Raw genomic sequence first — 22,418 nt, 5'->3', positions numbered from 1 at the left:
GGACAAGCTCCGTGGCGCTGGGTGGGGCGGTGTTTCAGGGGACGAATTTGATGGGGCGAAAGCCCAAATCGATGCTGCCCCTCCTGACTATCGGCTCTTCAATCTCCAGCGGTGTCGCGCTGGTGAACGTCACCTCGGTTATCCCCTCGGCATTGGTCTTGCCTGCAACGGGGAGAAGCGGGTCGAGATTCCAGGTCACCGCCTCATGGGCAGCCGGGTTGCCATGTCTGTCGTACATGAGCGCCCGCAGCGTGACGTCAACGCCGACTTTTTCCTCCTGGATGATGAAATCGCCCTGCGGACGCGCCAGTTCGAAACTGGACGGATCATTGCCCAGGGTGATCGTCGCCGCTGGCTGCGGCTCGCGGGCGTCGAGCCGGTAACTGATCACGTCGCGCCCCATAGCATGACCGGCATGCACCGTGACGGTGGCCTGCCCCTGCTCATTGGTGGTGGACTTCTGCGGTTCGACACGGCACAGCGTCGCCCCCCAATACACATTGACGTACATCTGGGGCTCCTGCCCAAGGGTCACCGTGACGGTCAGTTGCGTGGTTTCATTGCTGTTGGCAACCAGTTCGGTAGTACCCACCGTGCTTTGGACCTCGACCCGATCACCGGCGGCGTGGAGGCCGTACAAGGGTGACGTCCGGTCGGGGTCCGCCAACCGGGCCGTGACCTGATCGGCCAAGTCCCGATAGGCGCTGAAGGACGCGTCGGGTAGCAACGTGCCCATTTTCAATGTGGTCGACGCATCGAGGGTGCTCTGGAGCGAGAACTCACGCAGGCGTGTGAACAGGTCCAGGTGTTGCAGGCTGCGGATGTAACCCTGCCCGCCGTTGACACGCTTGGCGCAGGCGAGCACTTCCTCGGCACTCCAGCCGAAGAGTTCGGCCAGCAGCTCGGCGGCATGGGCTTGTACCAGCCGGAGGCCGTCGCTGGACAGGTCACCGGGCAGTTCATTGACCCGCTGCAGGTAATCGAGCAGCTGTGATTCGGGCTCCTCGCTGAGCGCGACGGCGCGGTTGTAGATTGTCAGGTAGTACAAAGCGCTGGGCGTTAAGGGAGCGCTGGCGGGTGCATTTTCAACGCCATCGCCGATGACGAGGTAAAGGGTCAGGAATTCCGCACTCAGTTTCAGCGTCTTCACGACCTCGCTGCGACCGATAAAACCGTTGAGCATGCCGAGGAACGGATCGCCGGGCTCATCCTCCTCACCGGCGCTTGACGGAACATCCGCCGTTGAGCGTCCCGCCACATAGACCAGCACCTCTTGCACCGTGCTGCCCGCCCAAGTCAGCACCGGCAACGCCAGGGGCGGGGCCAGTTCGCCAAACACCGCCAGGCTTTCCTGAACCACGCCACGCTGGCCGGCACGGCTGCTCAGCAACACCGCGACGATCTGTTCGACGGTCTGTGGATCGTCTTTACCGAGCACTCGCCGCACCACGCGCTCGACCACTTCCCGAGCATAATCCTCGTAAGCCGGGTCGGCGGATTCGCTGCGGTGAATGACCACCCCCTGCTCATCGACCAGCTCCAGCAACTGTTGGGTCCATTGCCGGTCGTTGGACAACGGCGAAACACCGCCCATGCGCAACGCGGCCTCGGTAAACAGCGCGGGCGCGAGCTGCGAACGGATCTGATCGAACAGCCGGGCCTGTGCCTCCGCAGGTTCGGTGGGCGCAAGCACGGGCTTGACGCGCGCCAGGGTCCAGGCCACGTCCAGGTTATGGTTGGCGCACCAGCGCACCCACCCCTCCAGGCACTGGATCTGGGTCAAGGCGTCCGGTGACTCCGAATCAGCGCGGGCATTGATCGCCGGCGAGCCCAGCAGCGCAGCGAGCCCGGCTTCGCCGCTCAACCGGTTGAAGATTTCCACCGCCACATTCGGCGCGATCCCTAACAACTGCGGCAGCCTGGCCATGCGGTAGAACGCGGACAACACCGACCGGCTCCGCTTGAGCGCCGTCAGGCCCTGGGCGCTGGCGATCAACGGGGCCAGGTTGAAATAGGTCGCCAGGTCGATGTTCAGGCCACCGCAGATCTGCGCGACAGTCAATGCGTCGGCCTCGGTCTGCGGCACCAGCGCGAACGCACCATCGTCCATCCGCAATGCCGGTGTGGACAGCACGTCGCGGTTGAACACCCGATCGAATTGCGACAGCTCGGTGCCCCGTCCGAAAATCGAAATGTCGCCAACGAACGCTGCGAATTCTTCCGCCGAGCAGCGGTAGTCTTCCCGCAACATCTGAAACAGTCCCAGGGCCCGAACAGTGCTGCTCGTCATCCAGTAATCGGGCGGTTCCGTGGCTGACGTGCCACCCACCCGTGCCTCGGGATTCAGCTCGGCAGCGATGATCGCTGTCAGCAGTGCATCGGTTTCATGGCTGGGCAATTGCAACGCGTTGTCCAGTCGGATCTTGCGGTTGAGCCGATCGATTCTGTCATTGAAGGTCACGTCTTCAATGAGCCCGATGATTCTATTGGTGCTGGCATCGCCGCCATAGGTGATGCTCATCGAGTCATCCGCCAACCCATTGTTGACGAACACCGAACCCGAATGTCCGGGGGTAATCACTGTATCGAGTATCAGCACATGGTCGGACAGCGAAGGGGCAAACGACTCGACCGAGAGCAAGGCCTCCAGTCCACGCTGAGTCAGTTTGGTCCGCTGGTTGAAAAACGCCGTCTGGTTCAGGTTCTGCGGCTCAATGCCTCGCGCCCCGAAGTTCTCCTTGAACCAGTCATCGGTGTCCCCCTCGGGGAAAAGCGACTCTTCCACCATGAGCTGCCGCAACACCGGGCTGAGCCGGGCCGCCTGGGTCAGGGCTGCGCCGCTGTTGCCCCCCCAGGGCAGCGCCCGCAGGAAATAGGGAAACGCTGGATCGCACAGCTGCACGACACGGCCAATGGACAGTTTCAGATCCCGGGTCCACTCATCCAACGTGACCCACGGGTGGTGATAAGGCAGCCCGTTGGGGTAGCGTCGGCGACTCAGCATCTCATCCAGATCGACGCCCTCACTGAGGGAGTCTTCGATGGACTTTTCCAGCACGGCGCTGACCACCTCGACCGATGACACCACCCGATATGTCGTCACCGGGTCGACGCGCAGCAGTCCCAGGTCCTTGCGGCGCAGAGCGAGCGCGTAAGCATTCTCGTTTTCGGAAGGGATGAGGCGGCGCTCGGACCAGTGCTTGAGCCACACCGCATAGGCCACGGGCGAATGGATGGCTTCGATCGCGTCCGCCGGGCATTTATTACTGAAGTTGGGCTTGAACAGCTCTTCATAGGTGGGCCCCGGGACCAACGCCAGCAGGCCTTGGCGCAGGTGAGAAGGAAGCGGCTCCTGACGGGTCAGTTGATCTTCGATGAAGCCGCGCAGCACCCACGTTGCCAAGCCGTTGAGGCGCAAAGTAAGCGCCTGGGCAGCTTCGGGTTCCAGCCCGTACTCGTTCACCAGCCCGGATGCCCCTTTGCGTGCCAGGGCACACACCGAGCCACCCGCCGCGAAATACTGCCCAAGGTCGGACAGAGGCTCGGACTGTCGCCCCGCCAGGAGCTGTTCGCAAAAACGACTGGCGATTTGCGCCGGAGAATCTTTCATCGCAGTGCTCCGTTTCAAGTATTGAAGACGAAGTGGCTACAGCTCCTGGGCCACGTCAAAACGCGGGCTTTCTCCCCAGTCCGAGCCGGCCTGCCACGCCTTCACCCAGTGCGGGCCTGGCGTCAATGGCTCCCGGGGCGAGCCTGCCCAAGTGCCGTCGGCCACCGCAAGGTCCGGGGCGATCACCTGCCGGGCATCGAACCAGTGCGACACCTCAACGCGCTTGCCGCTCTCACCGGTGCCTTCGAAGAACGCCGTACCCGCGAACCACTGCCCCGCTTCCGGCGTCGTGAACGTCGGTGCCCGGGACAGCAACAGCACCTCATGGGTCGCGCTCCACCCGGAGCTGTACCCGTCGCACTCCTGCTGCACGATCAATGAATGAGGACCGGCTGGGCGCTCGATAGCCAGGGGCATCGACCAGGTCCGGTTCGCCTGCACCTGCACCCTGCCCAACACCGTGTCGGGTGCATCGCTCCAGGCCACTTCGACCCAGTCGCCGGTGTAGCCATGCCCGGAAATCGTCACCGTTGCACCAAGGTGCTGCTGCAGTGCCGGCGACTCGATGACCGGGATGGCCGGCACGGCGGTGAAGGCATGGTCGGGACTGAAATCGGAGTCCTTGTCCTTGAAGAACTGCTTGGCACGCAGCGTATAGGTGCCCACCGGCAGGTGCGCGTCATAGAACCAGTAGCCATCGTTGCCTCTGGCCCGGACCGTCGCCAACGGCTCGTCCGCCCCGTCGAGCCACAACTCGACGGTGGCCGTGTCCAGCCCCGACACTTTGCGGGCATAGCCGTCAATGACCGAAACCCGGGCAATGGCATCGCCCGGCTGGGGATGGTCGATGGTGGGCGGAAACAGGATCACCTTGAAGCTGACGGGCTCGCTGGCCTCGGAAGGAAACTCGCCGTACTGCTGGACCGCGTAAACCCTGTGATCGTCAAACGCAAGATCCTCGGTAATGGGCACCGACCATGCGTTGCCGGTGACCTCGGCTTCGCCGAGAAGGGTTTCTGATACAAAATCAAACACGCGCATCAAAGCCCCAGGGATACCACCCGTGCCCTGGATGATCGGGTTGTGATCCACCTCTTCATCATTCACCGGTGAGGTGATGACCGGCCGCAACACGACGACCTCGAACGGTTGGGACACCTCATCCGAGGTCTGGCCGCCGAAGGACTGCGTGACCCTGGCGGTATAAGTGCCGGGCATGAAGGGCTCCTGCCGAGTGAAGCTCCAAGTGGCACCGCTCACTTGCGCGGCATAGGGGGAGTTCGGGTCCCCATCGAACTGAAGCTGCACCTGCGCACCATTCAGGCAGGTGCCGGAGAAGCGTGGGGTCAGGCCGTCCTGGCGAACCTCCACGGTGGGGACCGGGGCCCGGATGACGAATTGCTTTGAAGTGGGCTCGGAAGAGAGGTTATTGAACAACTGCCGGGCTTCGACGGAGTAAGTCCCCGGATTCCAGGCTTCGGTCGCAGCGCTTGACCACCTGTTGTTGGCAACCTCGACAGTCGGCACGGCAGGCGTCGATTCGCCCACCCGCAGCACCTCGATCTGCGCCGCAGGTTGTCCCGTCCAACTGTGACCGATACCGGAAAACACAGGTTTGCGGTCCCCGCCAACCTGAACCTCCAAGGTCGGCGTCGGCACAGGTATCGTGACCGTGAGCCTGTCGCTCCAATCCGAATGAATCCAGGCGGAACCGTCGGGGAGTTTTTGCCGGATATCCACCGAGTAGCTTCCCGGCGGCTGATCGGACCATTCCACCGCCCACTGGCCGCCACTGACGCCAGTGCTGACCTGCGGGTCGTTAACGCCGGTTTTATGAACATCCACCGTGGCGCCGGCGTGGCCGGCGCCGGAAAATCTCGCCGTGCCGGGCCTGGGGTAGGTGACTTGGATATCAAACAGTTTCGGCGGTTTTATCTTGAACGCTCTAGGCGAACTACGACCCGAGTCCTTCCCGTTCAATGTTTGCAAGGCAGCCAGCGAGGTAGGCCCCGCCGCCACGGTCACGTCTGCACTCCAACTACCATTGTCCTGCGTGACCAGCGTGTGACCCACACTGGTTTCCGACGGATCGCGATAGACTGTCACCGTTGCACCTTTGAGTGCGTTGTTACCGCTGAGGTTAAAGGTTTGTGCCTGAATACTATTGGCGGCAGGAACTGTGATGGCCGGCGGGCGCAATACGGTGTAGGTCACGGGTTCGGAAATAACGCTGGGGAAACCCGCCAACTCAAAGATTGCCACTACCGCGATAGAGCCTTCCGGGAGTACTGCATCAATAGCCGCTTCCCAAGTGTCGTTCGCAGTCACCGTCACTTCGGGCGTCAATTGAAAACCCTGATTGTCGCTCATGACCACTTTGACTTTACTTCCAGGGGCGCCAAAGCCCTTGAACTTGTCCCCAATGCCTAGAACAGCATTGGCGGCGGGTGCGGTGATGTAAGCCAGATAGATGTCTTGACTGGCTGCACGTTCGGACTCTTTGAGGCTGCCGGCCATCTTCTGATAGGCGTCCAGCGTCATGTGCCGCCCGTCTGCCGAAAGGCTGACCAGGGCTTGCCAGGTTCCGTTTACCGTCGTTATCTGTGCAACGTGGTGGACAGGGTCGATACTGGTTCGTACAAACACCGTCCCCCCGTTAAATATGCCCCCCGCCCCATAAACATAAAACCTTCGGGCGTTGACATTTCTGATTGGGGTTATAGAGGGCTTAGGAATGACGTACTCTACTTCGGCTTGCGCCGTCATGTTCTTGTCGGTCGTGCCCCCCCTGTCATATATGAAGTTGAAATGTATGATCGCATGATCGACATTCCCCGCCACGGAGCGAGTTTTCACAAAACTGTGCCATTGTCCGTCTTGGATCGCATTTTTCTCTAAGGGATCCCCCCAACCGGTGTCATCTGCTGAAACCAGCCCCAGCTTAATGTCTCCTTTATTCCGACCATTGTCCGCTGCTCTATACCGTATGGTTTCTACAGTGAACGCTTTGCCATTCCCAGACCATATGGCGTTAAGTTCCAGTTCAGCCCAATAAGCCGCACCACTACTGGCCCTTAAGGTTCTCACTGCGCGGGTTTCACCGACATTGGTGAACCCATCGGCAATATTATCGTCGGGTTTCCCTGTGGACTCGCTCTGCTCAACACCGTCATCACTTTGCATGACTACTCGCTCAACTATAAGAAAGTTTCGGGTGGCAACATCGCCTAGGCGCTTGAACCAGTAGATGACAGGCGTGCTCACGCCAGCACCTGTTGGTTCTGACAGTCCCGACGAGCGGCGAGGCTTGGAGAGGAATAAACCGTTTGACTACAGCACCTTGCGCAACGGACTACAGATCCGCCAGAATCCGCCGGCTTGTGTGCCTTGGCCTTGCCCCGTAACTTGATTCGCGTCGCTGATATCCAGCGGTCGGGTTTAGTCGCCCGGGAGGTATAACGAAGTGCATAAGCATCATCCAGTCGGGTTCCCTGTCCCCGTGCTTAATGGTGGCTGTGCGCAGGGCGCCCTCGGGCGCGCCGGTTCTTTCGTTATCCTCCCGGTCGACTAACCTGCGTTCAGCCGCCACCCTCGTTTAGTCGCGAGTCGGTGGTAGCCCATTTAATGGATAACGAAACATGATCAAACCAACACCCAATCCCCCGCACACCGACCCACTGTCCCCCCACGAAACCCTCGACCCCGCCAAGCTCGACCAGGCCGCCCAACGAGCCCTGGACTACTACCTCAAGCCCGACAACGGCCAACCCGATCCGAAAGCCGCCAAGCACCTGGATTACTTCATCGTCGCCCCCGACGCCGATCCCGAGGGCATGCTCGCGCACACCTACGAAACCTTCTGCTCGGTCAGTACGCTGATTCTGGATTTATCGGAAGATCTGGAAGGTGCCCCGCGCAACCTGGCCCTGGCGATTCACCAGATGGGCGAGATGGGGGTGTTGTTGCTGGAGAGGCTGCTGGACGGCGAAGAGAAGATCCAGCGCTGAAGACCGTGAGGTCGCGACGCTCGAATGCCCTGTGAAGCACAGGGTTGATGCAGGACCTGTGGGAGCGAGCCTGCTCGCGAAGACGGCGGCATATTCAATATTAATGTGACTGGCCGACCGCTATCGCGAGCAGGCTCGCTCCCACAGGGGATCGGGCTCAGCCTGATCTTGCCCCTCCCCCGTCACTGGCTTGAAGTAAACCTGCAAAAAAAAGTCAGGCGGCCTCAAGCCGAAGCCGGCAAGGAGTGGAAACTGAAATATTGCTGCAGCGCGCTGACCAGTTGTCCATATTCCGGCGGCGTCCCATGGAGGCTGAAGCCGGCGTCGAAATGCTGTGGCGTCACGTCTTCATGGCACCACAGGCAGGTGGCCTTCAACTTGATATCCCTCTGCGGCCCTTCATCAGCGGCGGGGATTTTCAGGTGCAGCTCAAAGTCTGCGCCGACCATCAACGGCAACGTGCTGATCAGCATCAGGCCATGTTCAGAAACGTTTCCCAGATAACCAATAAGCCTGTCGTTGACGCCGTTGAACACTTTCAAGAAGCACGGCAGATCCTGCCGATCAATTCGACGTTTTTTGTACATGTTTCGTATCGCTTTTCCCAGCCCTCAACAAGGGCCTACCCAATGCTTCGGAACGAGCCCAAGCGAGCCCGCTCTCCCCGATCCCGGTGCCAGACGCTTGCAAGCGTCTTGAGCCTGTTCCTGCCGGTCACAGGTGTTGCCTCGACATTAGAGATCTTGCTCTAGCCACGAGTTGTACAAATATAGCTCAAGCAGGGACGGAAGCCAGTCCGCAACGTTGCCGGCCATCCGCCGGGGAATATCCCTCGGCGGCTGTGCCGCGGTGACGATCAGAACGCGGTCGGGCGGATCGCCGAGGCACTGCGGGTCGGGTAATGCCCCAGGCTTTCGAGGGTTTCGAGCCGGGCACGGGCGCGGAAGGCATATTCGCTGGTGGGGTATTGCGCGATGATGAACTGATAGGTCTGCGCCGCGTCGACGAACAGTTTCTGCCGCTCCAGGCACTGGCCCCGCAGCATCGAGACTTCCGGCTGCATATAGCGACGGGCCCGGCTGGCGCGGTCGACCTGGGACAGTTCGAGCATCACCTGGTCGCAATTGCCACGGTCGTAGGCCTTGTAGGCCAGATTCATGTGATGGTTCATCGACCACCGGGTGCAGCCCGTGATGCTCAGGGCCAGGGCAATAAAAAGCACGAATCGCATGGGAAGGTTCTCCTGTCTTGAGCGCTGTATCGGCCTACCCTTAGAAATCTTCAACTCTATATGACGCCGGGCTCGCTCTTGTGGCGAGGGGATTTATCCCCGCTGGGCTGCGAAGCAGACCCAACACCGGCGACTCAATCCGCCTGAGACACCGAGTAACAGGGCTTTGGGGCCGCTTCGCAGCCCAGCGGGGATAAATCCCCTCGCCACAGATGAATGCTCATGGCCACAAGAGTGATCCAGGCCAAAGAGGCGTGAAAATCTTCGGGAATGTTCACTTCGAAAAAGAAACGAATAAGTAGTGCATATGAACAATGACTACACCCAAAGACCATAGTAGCCTTCGCTGGCGCTTGAACTTGAGGAGTCTTGCATGTCCGTCCGTCGCACCAAAATCGTCGCTACCCTTGGCCCGGCCAGTAATTCGCCGGAAGTTCTCGAACAGCTGATTCTGGCTGGCCTGGACGTTGCCCGTCTGAACTTTTCCCACGGCACCCCCGACGAGCACAAGGCTCGTGCCAAGCTGGTGCGCGACCTCGCCGCCAAGCACGGCCGCTTCGTAGCCCTGCTGGGTGACCTGCAAGGCCCCAAGATCCGTATTGCCAAATTCGCCAACAAGCGTATCGAGTTGAAGATCGGTGACACCTTCACCTTCTCCACCAGCCATCCGCTGACCGAAGGCAACCAGCAAGTGGTCGGCATCGACTACCCGGACCTGGTCAAGGACTGCGGCGTGGGCGACGAACTGCTGCTCGACGACGGTCGCGTGGTGATGCGCGTCGACGCCGCTACCGCCACCGAACTGGTCTGCACCGTGACCATCGGCGGCCCGCTGTCGGACCATAAAGGCATCAACCGTCGCGGCGGCGGTCTGACGGCACCGGCCCTGACTGAAAAAGACAAGGCCGACATCAAGCTGGCCGCGGAAATGGAAGTCGACTACCTCGCCGTGTCCTTTCCCCGTGACGCCGCCGACATGGAATACGCCCGTCAACTGCGCGACGAAGCCGGCGGCACCGCCTGGCTGGTGGCGAAGATCGAACGCGCCGAAGCCGTGGCCGACGACGAAACCCTCGACGGCCTGATCAAGGCCTCCGACGCCGTGATGGTGGCCCGTGGCGACCTCGGCGTGGAAATCGGCGACGCCGAGCTGGTGGGCATCCAGAAGAAGATCATCCTGCATGCACGCCGCCACAATAAGGCGGTGATCGTGGCGACCCAGATGATGGAGTCGATGATCCAGAACCCGATGCCGACCCGCGCCGAAGTGTCCGACGTAGCCAACGCCGTGCTCGACTACACCGACGCCGTGATGCTCTCGGCCGAAAGTGCCGCCGGCCAATACCCCCTCGAAGCGGTGCAGGCCATGGCACGCATCTGCATGGGCGCGGAAAAACACCCGACCGGCAAGACCTCCAGCCATCGCATCGGCAAGACCTTCGAGCGCTGCGACGAGAGCATCGCCCTGGCGACGATGTACACCGCCAACCACTTCCCGGGCGTAAAGGCGATCATCGCCCTGACCGAAAGTGGCTACACGCCGCTGATCATGTCGCGCATCCGTTCTTCGGTGCCGATCTACGCGTTCTCCCCGCATCGCGAAACCCAGGCCCGTGTCGCCATGTTCCGTGGCGTCTACACCGTGCCGTTCGATCCGGCCGCCCTGCAACCGGGCGAAGTCAGCCAGGCGGCGGTGGACGAGTTGGTCAAGCGCGGCGTGGTGCAGACCGGTGACTGGGTCATCCTGACCAAGGGCGACAGCTACCACACCATCGGCGGCACCAACGGGATGAAAATCCTGCACGTCGGCGACCCGATGGTCTGAGTGCCCCGCTGAAAGACAAAAGCCCTGCCATGTGAATGGCGGGGCTTTTTTTGCTTTGCCTGGACGGACGCCATCGCGAGCAGGCTCGCTCCCACAGTGGATCAGCGATGTACGCCGCATTGGCATACACCACCAGACCCTGTGGGAGCGAGCCTGCTCGCGATGGCGGTGGCTCAGCCCCCGCCGTCCTCACGGGTAAGGAACACATCCGCCAGCAACTGATTGCGCGGCAAGCCGGCCAGGTAGAGGCGTTTGGCGAAGGCTTCGACCCGCTCGGGATGGCCGCAGGCCAAGGCCTGGGTTTGTCGGGAAGCCAGCCGCAGTTGCGCCAGCGCTGAAGGTGCCTCCAGCGAGGTCAGCAACTGGACGCTGAGTTGGGGGTACTTGGCGGCCAGCGCCGCCAGGGGTTTGCCCAGGTAATGCCCGCTGGCGTCATGGGCGACATGCACAAGATGAATCGGCCCCCGATGTTGCTGGCGCAGGGCTTCGCGCAAGATGCCGAACAACGGACCCAGCCCGGTACCGGCGGCCAGCAGCCACAGCGGCCTGTCGTGCCAGGCGGGATCGTAATGCAACGCACCGCCGCGCAGTTCACCCAGGCGGATCGGGTCCCCCACATTCAGGGATCGAGCCCGGTCGATAAATTGCCCGGGCTGGCGGCAATCGAGGTGAAACTCCAGGAAACGGTCCTCCTCAGGCAGGCTCGCCAGGGAATAGGGCCGGGCGACGTCGCCGAGCCACAACACCAGGTGCTGCCCGGCCTGGTAGCGCAACGCCCGTTCAGGGGTGACGCGCAAACGCAGCACGTCGGGGCCCAACCAGTCCGCCGCCACCACCTGGGCAGCCTGACCGTCACGTTGCGGATCGAACGTATGGATCTGCACATCTTCGACCACCTGGCATTGGCAGGCCAGCCGCCAGCCCTGATCGCGCTGTGCCGGGCTCAAGGCATCGGGCCGAGCGTCGCGCACATCGCCGCCGGAGCATTGCACCAGGCAGGCGTGACAACTGCCGGCGCGACAACTGTAGGGCACAGGCACCCCGGACTGATTCAACGCGTCCAGCAAGTTACTGCCCGGCGCGACCGTCCATTGCCGGCCGGCGACCGTCAGTTCAGGCATCGACATTCTCCCAGGCGGCGGCACACCGATTACGGCCGTCTCGCTTGGCACGGTACAAGGCCTGGTCGGCACGTTGCAATGCGCTGTCCAGGTCATCGTCCATCTCCAACAGCGTCATGCCCGCCGACAGGCTGAGAGCTCCCACTCGCAAACCGGTCAACTCGACGGCGGCAAACGCCAGGCGCAACCGCTCGCAACAAGCGGTCAGGCGCACGGGGTCACAGGCGGGCAGGAGCATGACGAATTCTTCGCCGCCATAGCGCGCCAGCACGTCGCCTTCGCGCAGGCAGGCCGTGGCAACGCTGGCGAAAGCCTGAAGCACCTGATCGCCGGCAGCATGGCCGTGCAGGTCGTTGATGCGCTTGAAATGGTCAAGATCGATCAAGGCCAGGCCATGGGCCATGTCCGGCTTGAGGGTGTTGAGTTCACGGGACGCCAGGCGCAGGAAATGCCGGCGATTGAACAGGCCGGTCAGTTCATCGGTCGCCACCAGGTCTTCAAGCTGGCGCATCATGCCGCGCAGGGTGTCCTGGTGCGCCTGCAAGGCAAACCGCCGTTGACGCATGCGTTGGCGCGACGTCTGGACATAGCGGGCGTAAAGCACCAGCCAGACCAGCACGATAAACAGCACGCACACCTGCAAGCCGGCCAGCGTGGGGTCGGAAAGCCGGAAAAACCAGGCGTCCCAAAGGGTGAGGCCGGTGAAACTGAAGAACACCAGCATCGCGCAACGCACAAAAGCCCGGCGGGACAGGTGGAACAGCCCGAACAGCAGGATCAGTACATAGAACACCAGGAACAGGCCCCGGGCCTGGTCCAGATGTCCCATCATCCAGGTCTGCCAGCCCAGGCCGATCAGGACTTGCGCTTCGGTGAGACTGGGGTCGGCAAAACGCAGGTTGCGACCACTGATAAACACTGCGAACAAGGCACCCTGACACAGCACCACCAAGGCGCTGCCGATGATGACGCCGCGTAACGAGTCGAGGTAATGCCCACTGAAAAATGCCAGCCACAACAATACCAGCGCCAGCGCGTAAGTCGCGGCCGCCAGGGCGAAGCGTTTGAGCAGGAGACGTTGAATGGCGTTATGGGTCAATCGTTGACTCACCATGGGAAAGGAAACTGACAGGAGGCGTCCTACGCTACAGGCCAGACGCCACTTTAGTGGCGTGTAGGACAAATGACCATTCAATTCTGGAGCAGAAAAATGGCGTCAAAGCAATGGCCTATATTGACGCAGTGTTTCTTGCTCGACGCCCCCCCTTGTGCTGAGGGATTTATCTGTGGCGAGGGGATTTATCCCCGCTGGGGCGCGAAGTGGCCCTAAATGATAGGTACACATTAACCTGACACACCGCAGCAGCAGCTTTTCGGTCTGCTTCGCAGCCCAGCGGGGATAAATCCCCTCGCCACAGGGGCTGCTTGCTCCCACAGGATGCCCGCCTGCGATATACTGCCGCGCCTTTTTAGCGTCGCGCCAGCATGCCCGGCGTGTCTTAAGAGGTGCCGCCCGTCGACCGATGCACCCAAACGAGCGGTACCTTATTGAATGTTCCCGTCTTAGAGAGGAGCGCGACTCATGACCGTGATCAAGCAAGACGACCTGATTCAGAGCGTTGCCGACGCCCTGCAGTTCATTTCCTATTACCACCCCGTGGACTTCATCCAGGCGATGCACGAAGCCTACCTGCGCGAAGAGTCGCCAGCGGCCCGTGACTCCATGGCGCAGATCCTGATCAACTCGCGCATGTGCGCCACCGGCCATCGGCCGATCTGTCAGGACACCGGCATTGTGACCGTGTTCGTACGAGTGGGCATGGACGTGCGCTGGGACGGTGCGACCATGAGCCTGGACGACATGATCAACGAAGGCGTGCGTCGCGCCTACAATCTGCCGGAAAACGTCTTGCGCGCTTCCATCCTCGCCGACCCGGCGGGTGCACGCAAAAACACCAAGGACAACACCCCTGCGGTCATCCACTACTCCATCGTCCCGGGCAACACCGTGGAAGTGGATGTGGCGGCCAAGGGCGGCGGCTCCGAGAACAAGTCGAAAATGGCCATGCTCAACCCGTCCGACTCCATCGTCGACTGGGTACTCAAGACCGTTCCGACCATGGGTGCCGGCTGGTGCCCACCGGGCATGCTCGGCATCGGCATCGGCGGCACCGCCGAGAAAGCCGCGGTCATGGCCAAGGAAGTGCTGATGGAATCCATCGACATTCATGAGCTCAAGGCCCGCGGTCCGCAGAACCGTATCGAAGAGATGCGCCTGGAGCTGTTCGAGAAGGTCAACCAACTGGGCATCGGTGCCCAGGGCCTGGGTGGCCTGACCACCGTGCTCGACGTGAAGATCATGGATTACCCGACCCACGCCGCCTCCCTGCCGGTGTGCATGATCCCCAACTGCGCCGCCACCCGTCACGCCCACTTCGTGCTGGACGGCACAGGCCCGGCTGAGCTGCAAGCGCCACCGCTGGATGCCTACCCGGAAATCGTCTGGGAAGCCGGCCCGTCGGCTCGTCGCGTGAACCTCGACACCCTGACCCCGGAAGAAGTGCAGAGCTGGAAGCCGGGCGAAACCGTACTGCTCAACGGCAAGATGCTCACCGGTCGCGACGCAGCGCACAAGCGCATGGTCGAGATGCTGAACAAGGGTGAAACCCTGCCGGTAGACCTCAAGGGTCGCTTCATCTATTACGTCGGCCCGGTCGACCCGGTAGGCGACGAAGTGGTTGGCCCAGCCGGTCCGACCACCGCCACGCGGATGGACAAGTTCACCCGCCAGATCCTCGAACAGACCGGCCTGCTGGGCATGATCGGTAAATCCGAGCGCGGCCCGACCGCTATCGAAGCGATCAAAGACAACAAGGCCGTCTACCTGATGGCCGTTGGCGGTGCCGCGTACCTGGTGGCTCAAGCGATCCGTAAATCCAAGGTCCTGGCATTCGCCGAACTGGGCATGGAAGCGATCTACGAGTTCGAGGTCAAGGACATGCCGGTGACCGTTGCGGTCGACAGCCAGGGCGAGTCGGTGCACATCACCGGCCCGGCCATCTGGCAGAAGAAGATCAGTGACAGCCTGGCGGTAGAAGTGCAGTAACGCGCACTTTCGCACCGTAGAAAGGCCGGTGGGCGACAAGCCCACCGGCCTTTTTTTGTTGTGCTGGAACGCCTACCACTTATCGGCCTGCCCACGCACCTGTCGGATCTGACAGGTTACCCATCGGTCATCTCTTGGCATCCTCATGTTCAGCCGGGTATTCCCTGACATTGCCTAACGAGAAGATCCCCCGATGGCAGAACAAGCGCCCCTCCAGATTGTGCCCCCCACCATTGCCAACAGCGCATCCATTGCCACGATGGGCAGCCGGATCGGCCCTGTCGGCACGCAGGGGGCGGCCTCTTTCGAATTGCCCTTGCCTCTTTCCAGCGCCCGCCATCTGACACCGGCCCTGGCGTTGCACTACAACAGCCAGAGTGGCAACGGCACCTTCGGCATCGGCATGCAGTTGTCCCTCGCCAGCATCGCTCGCCGCACCAGCGAGGGCGTTCCGCACTATAGCGATGACGATGTGATGATCGACGCCGACGGGGTTGAGCGCTGGCCCGAGTTCAACGACGGCGTACCGGTCATTCGTACACTCCCAGGTCCCGGTAGCCGGGCCTGCTCGGTGGTGCGCTATTACCCCAGAATCGAAAGCGCATTCGATGTGTATGAGCTCTGGAGCCCCGACGATGGCCAGGCGCCGTTCTGGCGGGTCCAGGGCAGCAACGGCCATCTGTATTGCTACGGCAACAGCGAAGTGTCGCGCATCACCGCCCCCGTTGCCGACACCGATCCGCAAGAGCCCGCCCGCATCGCCGAATGGTTGTTGCTCGAAGAACTTGGCCCGTCAGGCGAGCACATCTTCTATGAATACGAAGCCGATCCCGGCCCGTTCGACGGGCCCCATGACTATCGCGCCCAGCGCTACCTGCGACGGGTGTGCTACGGCAACGCCACGGCCAGCGACAGCTTCTACTGTTTCGAAGAGGACGATCCGACAAGCAGACACTGGCACTTCCATCTGCTGTTCGACTATGGACAGCGCACTCTCGATCTTGCGCAGAAACCGGCGTGGCACGTTCCTGAAGGAACCCCATGGCTACTGCGCAGCGACCCGATCCACGGCTACCGGTACGGCTTCGAAATCGGCACGCGGCGCCTGTGCCAGCAGGTACTGATGTTCCACCACTTCCCCGCCGAAGCGGGCACCGAACCGGCGCTGGTCACGCGCTTGGTGCTGGAGTACAGCGTCACCGCACTGGACTACAACTTGCTGACCGCTGCCCATTATCACGACTGGGACGCCGCAGGCCGGGTCGAATACCGTCCCCCCGTCGAACTGCACTACAACGGTTTCGAGCTCAATCCGGCACCAGAGCCGTTCTGTGAATTGCAGACGATGCCCGCCGCTGAAGACGGCAGGCACTATCACTGTGTCGACCTGTATGGCGAGGGCGTTCCGGGTTTCCTGTGTCGCTACACCCATGGCTGGTATTACCGTGAACCGGAACGCGGCGAGGACGACGACAAAATCACCTACGGTCCATGGTCACGCCTGGAGAACATGCCGGTGGCCGCCGACAACCCGACGGTGTTGCAAGTGCTGACCGACCTGACGGGCAGGGGGCGCCTCAATTGGCTCATCATCCAGCCCGGCATGAGCGGTTTCTACACCCTCAACCCGGACCGCAGCTGGTCCACTTTCACGGACTTCAAGCGTTTCCCGACGGAGTTCCTGCACCCGTCCGCGCAATTGGGCGATCTGAACGGTGACGGTTTGCGCTCCCTGGCCATGATCGGTCCCAAGAGTGTGCGGCTGTACGCCAACCTCCGCGAGGAAGGGTTTGCCCCGGGGGTGAATGTACCCCATGAACCGGACAGCGCCCTGCCCTTGTTCAGCGACCTGCACAGCGAGGTGGTGATGTTCGGTAATTTGCTGGGCAGCGACAGTACCGATCTGTGTCGCATCCGCTGCAACGAGATCAAGTGCTGGCCGAGCCTGGGCCGCGGGCGTTTCGGCGAAGGCTTTGTCATGAGTGCCCTGCCCTTCAGTTACAGCCAGTTCGACGCCGACCGGGTCCGCATCGCCGACCTGGACGGGTCCGGGGCACCGGCGCTGATCTACCTCAGGAGCGAGTGCTTCGAGATCTACCTCAACCGCGGCGGCAATGGTCTTGAACAGGCACCTGTGCAGGTGCCATGGCCCGAAGGCGTGCGGTACGACAATCTGTGCCAGGTTACCCTGGCCGACCTGCAGGGCCTGGGTTGCGCCAGCCTGATCCTGAGCAAGCCGCACATGACGCCCGACATGAAGCCCGGGCACTGGCGCTATGACTTCGTCGCGGCCCGCCCCTATCTGCTCAAGGCCATGAACAACAACATGGGTTGCAGCAGCACCCTGACCTATCGCAGCAGTGCGCAGTACTGGCTGGATGAAAAGCAGCAACGCCTGGCCAACCAGGAACCGCCAACGTGCTATCTGCCCCTGGCCCTGCCGCTGGTGGCGCACCAACAACAACTCGACGAAATCACCGGTAATTGCCTGACCCAACACTTCACTTACCTCGAAGGCGACTATGACAGCCACCACCGGGAGTTCAGGGGCTTCGGCCGGCTGTACCAGGTCGACAGCGAAGTGCCCGAAGGCCAGACGCCAACCGGCTTCACCGCACCGGTGCTGGTCAAGACCTGGTTTCACACCGGCCGCACCGTCGATCAACCCCTCAAGGACTGTTTCGCTGGCGACACCGATGCGGTGCCGCTGGGCCCGACACTGCTGACCCGTTTCCATGAAAGCGACGAAGCCAACGAGATCATCAGCCCCGACCCGGATACCGCGCGGGAAATGGCCTATGCCCTGGGCGGCCATGTACTGCGCACCGAAACCCACCCCGCCGAACCGACAGACACCGTCGGGCCTTACACCGTGACCCAACAGCGCTACCTGCTGCGCCATCCCCATGTCCACCACAAGAGCCTGCTGGTGCTGGAACTGGAGACGATCACCTGTCAATACGACGGCTTTATCGACGACCCGCAAATCCAGCACGCCCTCAACCTGAAGTGGAACCAGTTCGGCCAGCTTATCCACGGTTTCCTCGTCCACTACGCCCGACGCCTCACCGCCTTCGACCCACCGCCCTTCGACGATGATGACGAGAACGGCTGGTGGCGCGACGCCCATGACGACCAGCAACAGGTATTCCACATCGTCGAGAAACGCGCCGAGCATCTGCACCTGATCGATGACGACAGGCTGCGCCAGCGGCTGGGCCTGCCATGGCGCTCCAGGGCCAACGGGTTGCAACGTTCAAAAGGTGAGCTGCCGTTGGGGCTCAACCCCCGGCAGGTCAGCTATGAAAGCTTCATCGAACATCAAGACTCAGCGCAATGGAACGCCGCCCGGCAATTGATCGCGCTCCAGGAACAGAACTACCTGTTGGACGAACACGACGACATTGCCTTCCAGGCACTACGCGGCCCACTGGAGGTGGCCGAATTCGACAAGCATGCGCTGCAAGCCTATGACGACCTGCCTCCCCCCTTCGACATTCGCGAGCAGTTGGAAACCATCGGCTTTGAGCCCATGAAGCTGTTTCTACCGGACGACCCGGATGAGGACGACCGCGAAAATCTCTGGTCCAGGAAAGTCGGGTTTGCGACCTACGAACCCCTCGGAGGTTTTTTCCAACTGACGACCCTGCAAGAAACCCAAAGCCACGGGGTGACCACCGTCGAACACGACCCTTACCACTTGATGACCACCGCCGTGATCTTGCCGGACGGTTGTACGACCCGGGTCGAGTACGATTACCACGCGTTATTGCCGCGCAAGATCGTCGATGCCAATGACAATATCCAGCAGGCCCTCCACGGTCCGGCGGGCGCTCCGCTGGGCGTGACCTTTCATGGCACCGAGAGCGGCGCTCCGGCAGGCTTCGACGATATTGTCACCTACCAACCGCCCGCAGACCTGACACCTGGTCATGCCATCGACCATCCGGAACTCACCCTGGGCCGGATCGCCAGTGCCGTACGCATCGACACGCTCAGTTGGATGGGGTCGCTCGATCTCGCCCTGGTACTTCCCGCGCAGCGTGACGAGTGGATCAGCGAGCGCTACCTGCTGCCCGATGGCCACATCCGTGCCTCGACGCGCACCCGCCTGGCACATCTGACCGAACGCAGCGCCGCCCAGGAACTCCTGCGGGTGCTGATACAGGCAGCGCCCCGGGAGCCGGTCCACAGCGTCATGCTGAACGCCGATCGTTACCCGGACGATCCGTTGCAACAGATCCGCATCACCATCAATGCCGTCGACGGATTCGGTCGTGCCCTGCAAAGCAAACAGCGGGTGGAACCCGGGCAAGCCTATGCTGTGGCCGAAGACGGTTCGCTGGTGTTGCAGGACGGGCAGCCGCTCCAGCACCTGGCCGAACGGCGCTGGCGTGTGAGCGAGCGGGTCGAGTACGACAACAAGGGTTTGGTGACGCGGGTCTACCGGCCCTATTTCGCCGATGCCTGGCGCTACATCAACGACGCTTCGCTGCGCGTACATGGTTATCACGACCAGCAGTTCTACGATCCGCCAGGGCGCCTGGTCAAGGTCATCAACGCCAAGGGACACGAAGCCTGGCATGTCTATCATCCCTGGTACCAATGCGACTTCGATTACAACGATACGGATCCAGGGGTCTGAAACATGCGCAGGCAAGCCACGCCATGAGCACTGTGTACTCGCGTACACCAGATCTGATCGTCGTCGATGGTCGTGGCCTGCCGGCGCGGCAGATCGTTTATTTGCGCAACCAGGTCTCGACCCCGGCCAGGGCACTGATATCCCGACGCCGCCACGACGCCGCCGGCCGACTCGTCGAGCAATGGGATGCACGCCTGTTCGAGAATGCGCCCAAACCCAACCAGGCCACCCGCCATGCCATGAACGGGCATCCTTTACGCACCGACAGCGTCGATGCGGGTTGGCGCCTGGTTCTACCGGGCCTGGCGGGTGAGGTCCTGCAGCGCTGGGACGAACGCGGCAGCCACTGGCGCACGCGGCACGATGGGCAACTGCGGCTAGTAGTACTGGAGGAGAACGGCCAAGCCGATGTGGATACCTTCACCTATGGCGACAGTACGGCGGATGCCGGTCACAACCTGCGCGGGCGCTTGTTCGAACAGACCGACCCTTCGGGCAGCCTGCACCTGGACAGCTACGGCCTGCTCGGCCGACCGCTGCGCGAAACACGCATGTTCGAGGATGGCAAAGCCTTTACCAGCCGCTACCTCTACGATCCGCTGGGCGCCGTCCTGGAGCAGACCGACGCCGGCCTGCATCGCAAACGATGGCGCTACGACCTGGCCGGACAGCTTGCACAGGCCCAATTGCAACTCGTGGGGCAGGCCGAATGGCTACCGATCCTGGAGAGTGCGCACTACAACGCCGCAGGGCAGATTATCGAACAGCGGATCAGCAATGGCACGGTCAGCCACTGGCGCTACGATCCAGCCGATGCGCGCTTGCAGCGTCAATGGACGCTGAGTGACCAGGTGACCCTGCAGGATTTCGAATACGCGTATGACCCGGCAGGTAACATCATTCATATCCTCGATCAGGCCTTCAGGCCCAGTCATTTCGCCAACCAGCGGGTCGACGGCCATCGCGGCTTCAGCTATGACTCGCTGTATCGCCTGCTCAGCGCCAGTGGGTACGACGATGGCCCGCCATCGGACAATCCCGCCCTCCCGCAGCCGACCGACCCCAATGACCGGCGCAACTACGTACAAACCTACGAATATGATCATGGCGGCAATCTGGTCAAACTCCACCATGCACGCGACGGCGCCAGCCACACCCGCCAGATGTTCATCGACCCGCACAGCAACCGGGGCACGCGCTGGGAGCCGGGTGATCCCGCGCCGTCGTTCGATGCGCTGTACGACCGTCATGGCAACCTCCAGGCACTGCAACCCGGCCGGGACCTGGAATGGAACGCCCGTGACCAGCTGACGACCGTAACACTGGTCAAGCGTGACGCCGCCCCCGACGACGAAGAACTCTACCACTACAGCCAGGGGCTGCGGGTCTATAAACGCCACGACGCCTACGCCGGAACCACCCGTCATTTCCACGCGGTGCACTACCTGCCTGATCTGGAAATCCGCACGCGCGACTCAGGCGAGGAGTTGCACGTCATCCTGATCGCCGCCGGGCCCGTCAACGTACGCTGCCTGCACTGGGTTACCGGCAAGCCGGTCGGGATTGCCGACGACCAACTGCGCTACAGCCTGCAGGATCATCTGGGTTCGAGCCTGATGGAACTTGACCAGCAAGCCCGGTTGATCAGCCACGAAGGCTATTACCCGTTCGGCGCGACGGCATGGATGAGCGCACGATCGGCACTGGAAGTCGGGTACAAGACCCAGCGCTATTCGGGTCGCGAAATGGACGTCGGCGGTTTGTATGCCTACAACGAACGGTACTACGCACCGTGGCTGCAGCGCTGGATTGCCGCCGATCCGGCGGGAGATGTGGATGGGTTGAATCTGTATGCGTTCCTGGGCAACAACCCATTGTGCTATGTGGACAGCGGAACGAACAGAATCCAGTGGCAGATCCTGAACTATTCGGATTTCATTTCGGAACTCGGGAAGGAATCCGCAACGGCGCTGGCGCAGATCGACAACATCATCCACAAGACGAACATCGGTAAGGAGATGTTGAAAAACCTGGCGGGTGAAACCCTCGGTGCCGTGGTCGGTTTTTCGGGTGGCTACGTAGGAGCGGAAGGGTTGGGTTCAGTGGTTCCATTGCTCAATGAAATCCCTTACGCCGGTGGCCTCACCGGTGGAAATATAGGCGCCGATATCGCTGAGGTGACAGCCGAAACCAGCCTCCCGACGGCCCGCCTGTTGCGGCCGCTCATCCCGCAGACGTCGACCATGTCGATCAAGGCAATCGATAGCCGGTTAGGGCTCGCTCGGGACGACTCCATGGGCGCCTCGGTCCAGGAGTTTTCGAGTTTTTTCCTGAATCGAGTCGTAGGCTCGGTGGTACCCGGCATCAATCTGCTGAAACTGGGCGTTCGGGCACAGGAAGCCGAGGACATCAAGATGGGGCTGACCCCCATGAAAATCCAGAAGATCGATGCCATGCTCGCTGAATGGAAAAGCACCGTGGAACAGCGTTGGCGTGCGACGGACGCCTCTTTCAAAACCCTGGGTCAATCGGTGGTCTATCCAGGCGACTTGTTGCCCAACGTCAACTACATGACACCACGGCAAGCCCTGGCACCGATCCACCATTCGGTCCTGCAGAGAAAAACCCAGGTCACGCTGGACTACATCGATCGGGCGCAAACAGGCATGACCTGGTACAAAGAGATGAGCACCACGGACAATCAGTACCTGTTGAAGCAGTCCCGTACCAAGGGCACAAAAGGATGACGCAATGGGCCGGTTTGCCCCGGTGACCTGTCAGACCTGACAGGTTCGGCGCTGTCTTTTCATGGGTATATTGCCCTCTCAGTACCCGACCTCGATTAAGGATCGAAACGACGCATCCCTGGAGGC

At 61.6% G+C, this 22,418-nt stretch carries 11 protein-coding genes; 5 read left to right on the top strand and 6 right to left on the bottom strand.

Features of this window, described 5'->3' with window-relative positions:
* Positions 1-34: 34 nt before the first annotated feature.
* Together AD665_RS12510 and AD665_RS12505 are read right to left on the bottom strand one after the other, a co-directional pair.
* Complete coding sequence (locus AD665_RS12510) at positions 35-3,610, bottom strand: Tc toxin subunit A (RefSeq protein WP_053192300.1); 3,576 nt, start codon at positions 3,608-3,610, stop codon at positions 35-37.
* Positions 3,611-3,646: 36 nt separating this feature from the next.
* Positions 3,647-6,793 (bottom strand): Ig-like domain-containing protein, encoded by a 3,147-nt coding sequence (locus AD665_RS12505; RefSeq protein ID WP_147460402.1) that lies wholly within the window; start codon positions 6,791-6,793, stop codon positions 3,647-3,649.
* Between the two features lie 455 nt (positions 6,794-7,248).
* Between AD665_RS12505 and AD665_RS12500 the strand changes: the two genes are divergently transcribed.
* Entirely contained in the window at positions 7,249-7,617 is a 369-nt protein-coding gene (locus AD665_RS12500; RefSeq protein ID WP_053192295.1) for a DUF6124 family protein, read from the top strand.
* 224 nt (positions 7,618-7,841) lie between these two features.
* On the opposite strand, the gene AD665_RS12495 is transcribed toward AD665_RS12500, so the two are convergent.
* Both AD665_RS12495 and AD665_RS12490 read right to left on the bottom strand, forming a co-directional pair.
* Positions 7,842-8,204, bottom strand: coding sequence for a PilZ domain-containing protein (locus AD665_RS12495; protein ID WP_053192293.1), 363 nt, complete (start codon positions 8,202-8,204; stop codon positions 7,842-7,844).
* Positions 8,205-8,473: 269 nt separating this feature from the next.
* The gene (locus AD665_RS12490) at positions 8,474-8,848 is read right to left on the bottom strand and encodes a tetratricopeptide repeat protein (protein ID WP_024781023.1); all 375 of its coding nucleotides are present in this window, start codon (positions 8,846-8,848) and stop codon (positions 8,474-8,476) included.
* A gap of 373 nt (positions 8,849-9,221) precedes the next feature.
* On the opposite strand from AD665_RS12490, the gene pyk reads away from it, so the two are divergent.
* Complete coding sequence (gene pyk, locus AD665_RS12485; protein WP_024781024.1) at positions 9,222-10,673, top strand: pyruvate kinase; 1,452 nt, start codon at positions 9,222-9,224, stop codon at positions 10,671-10,673.
* A 173-nt stretch (positions 10,674-10,846) separates the two neighbouring features.
* Here the strand turns inward: pyk and AD665_RS12480 are convergent, their stop codons facing one another.
* Positions 10,847-11,794 carry an iron-sulfur-binding ferredoxin reductase gene (locus AD665_RS12480; protein WP_053192292.1) on the bottom strand — a complete coding sequence of 316 codons (948 nt, stop codon included), beginning with the start codon at positions 11,792-11,794 and terminating at the stop codon, positions 10,847-10,849.
* Positions 11,787-12,893, bottom strand: a complete 1,107-nt coding sequence (locus AD665_RS12475; protein WP_024781026.1) for a GGDEF domain-containing protein — start codon at positions 12,891-12,893, stop codon at positions 11,787-11,789. The genes AD665_RS12480 and AD665_RS12475 overlap by 8 nt, the downstream gene beginning before the upstream one ends.
* Before the next feature lie 483 nt (positions 12,894-13,376).
* On the opposite strand from AD665_RS12475, the gene AD665_RS12470 reads away from it, so the two are divergent.
* From AD665_RS12470 to AD665_RS12460, 3 genes are all read left to right on the top strand, one after another.
* Positions 13,377-14,900 (top strand): fumarate hydratase, encoded by a 1,524-nt coding sequence (locus tag AD665_RS12470; protein WP_053192290.1) that lies wholly within the window; start codon positions 13,377-13,379, stop codon positions 14,898-14,900.
* Positions 14,901-15,093: 193 nt separating this feature from the next.
* The gene (locus tag AD665_RS12465) at positions 15,094-19,545 is read left to right on the top strand and encodes a SpvB/TcaC N-terminal domain-containing protein (protein ID WP_053192288.1); all 4,452 of its coding nucleotides are present in this window, start codon (positions 15,094-15,096) and stop codon (positions 19,543-19,545) included.
* A gap of 23 nt (positions 19,546-19,568) precedes the next feature.
* A complete protein-coding gene (locus tag AD665_RS12460) occupies positions 19,569-22,292 on the top strand; it encodes an RHS repeat domain-containing protein (protein WP_053192286.1) in 2,724 nt (907 codons plus the stop codon).
* The last annotated feature ends 126 nt before the right edge of the window (positions 22,293-22,418 follow it).

This window comes from Pseudomonas corrugata (assembly GCF_001269905.1).
Classification (GTDB): Bacteria; Pseudomonadota; Gammaproteobacteria; order Pseudomonadales; family Pseudomonadaceae; genus Aquipseudomonas; species Aquipseudomonas corrugata.
This window is presented reverse-complemented; position numbering and strand designations above follow the sequence as displayed.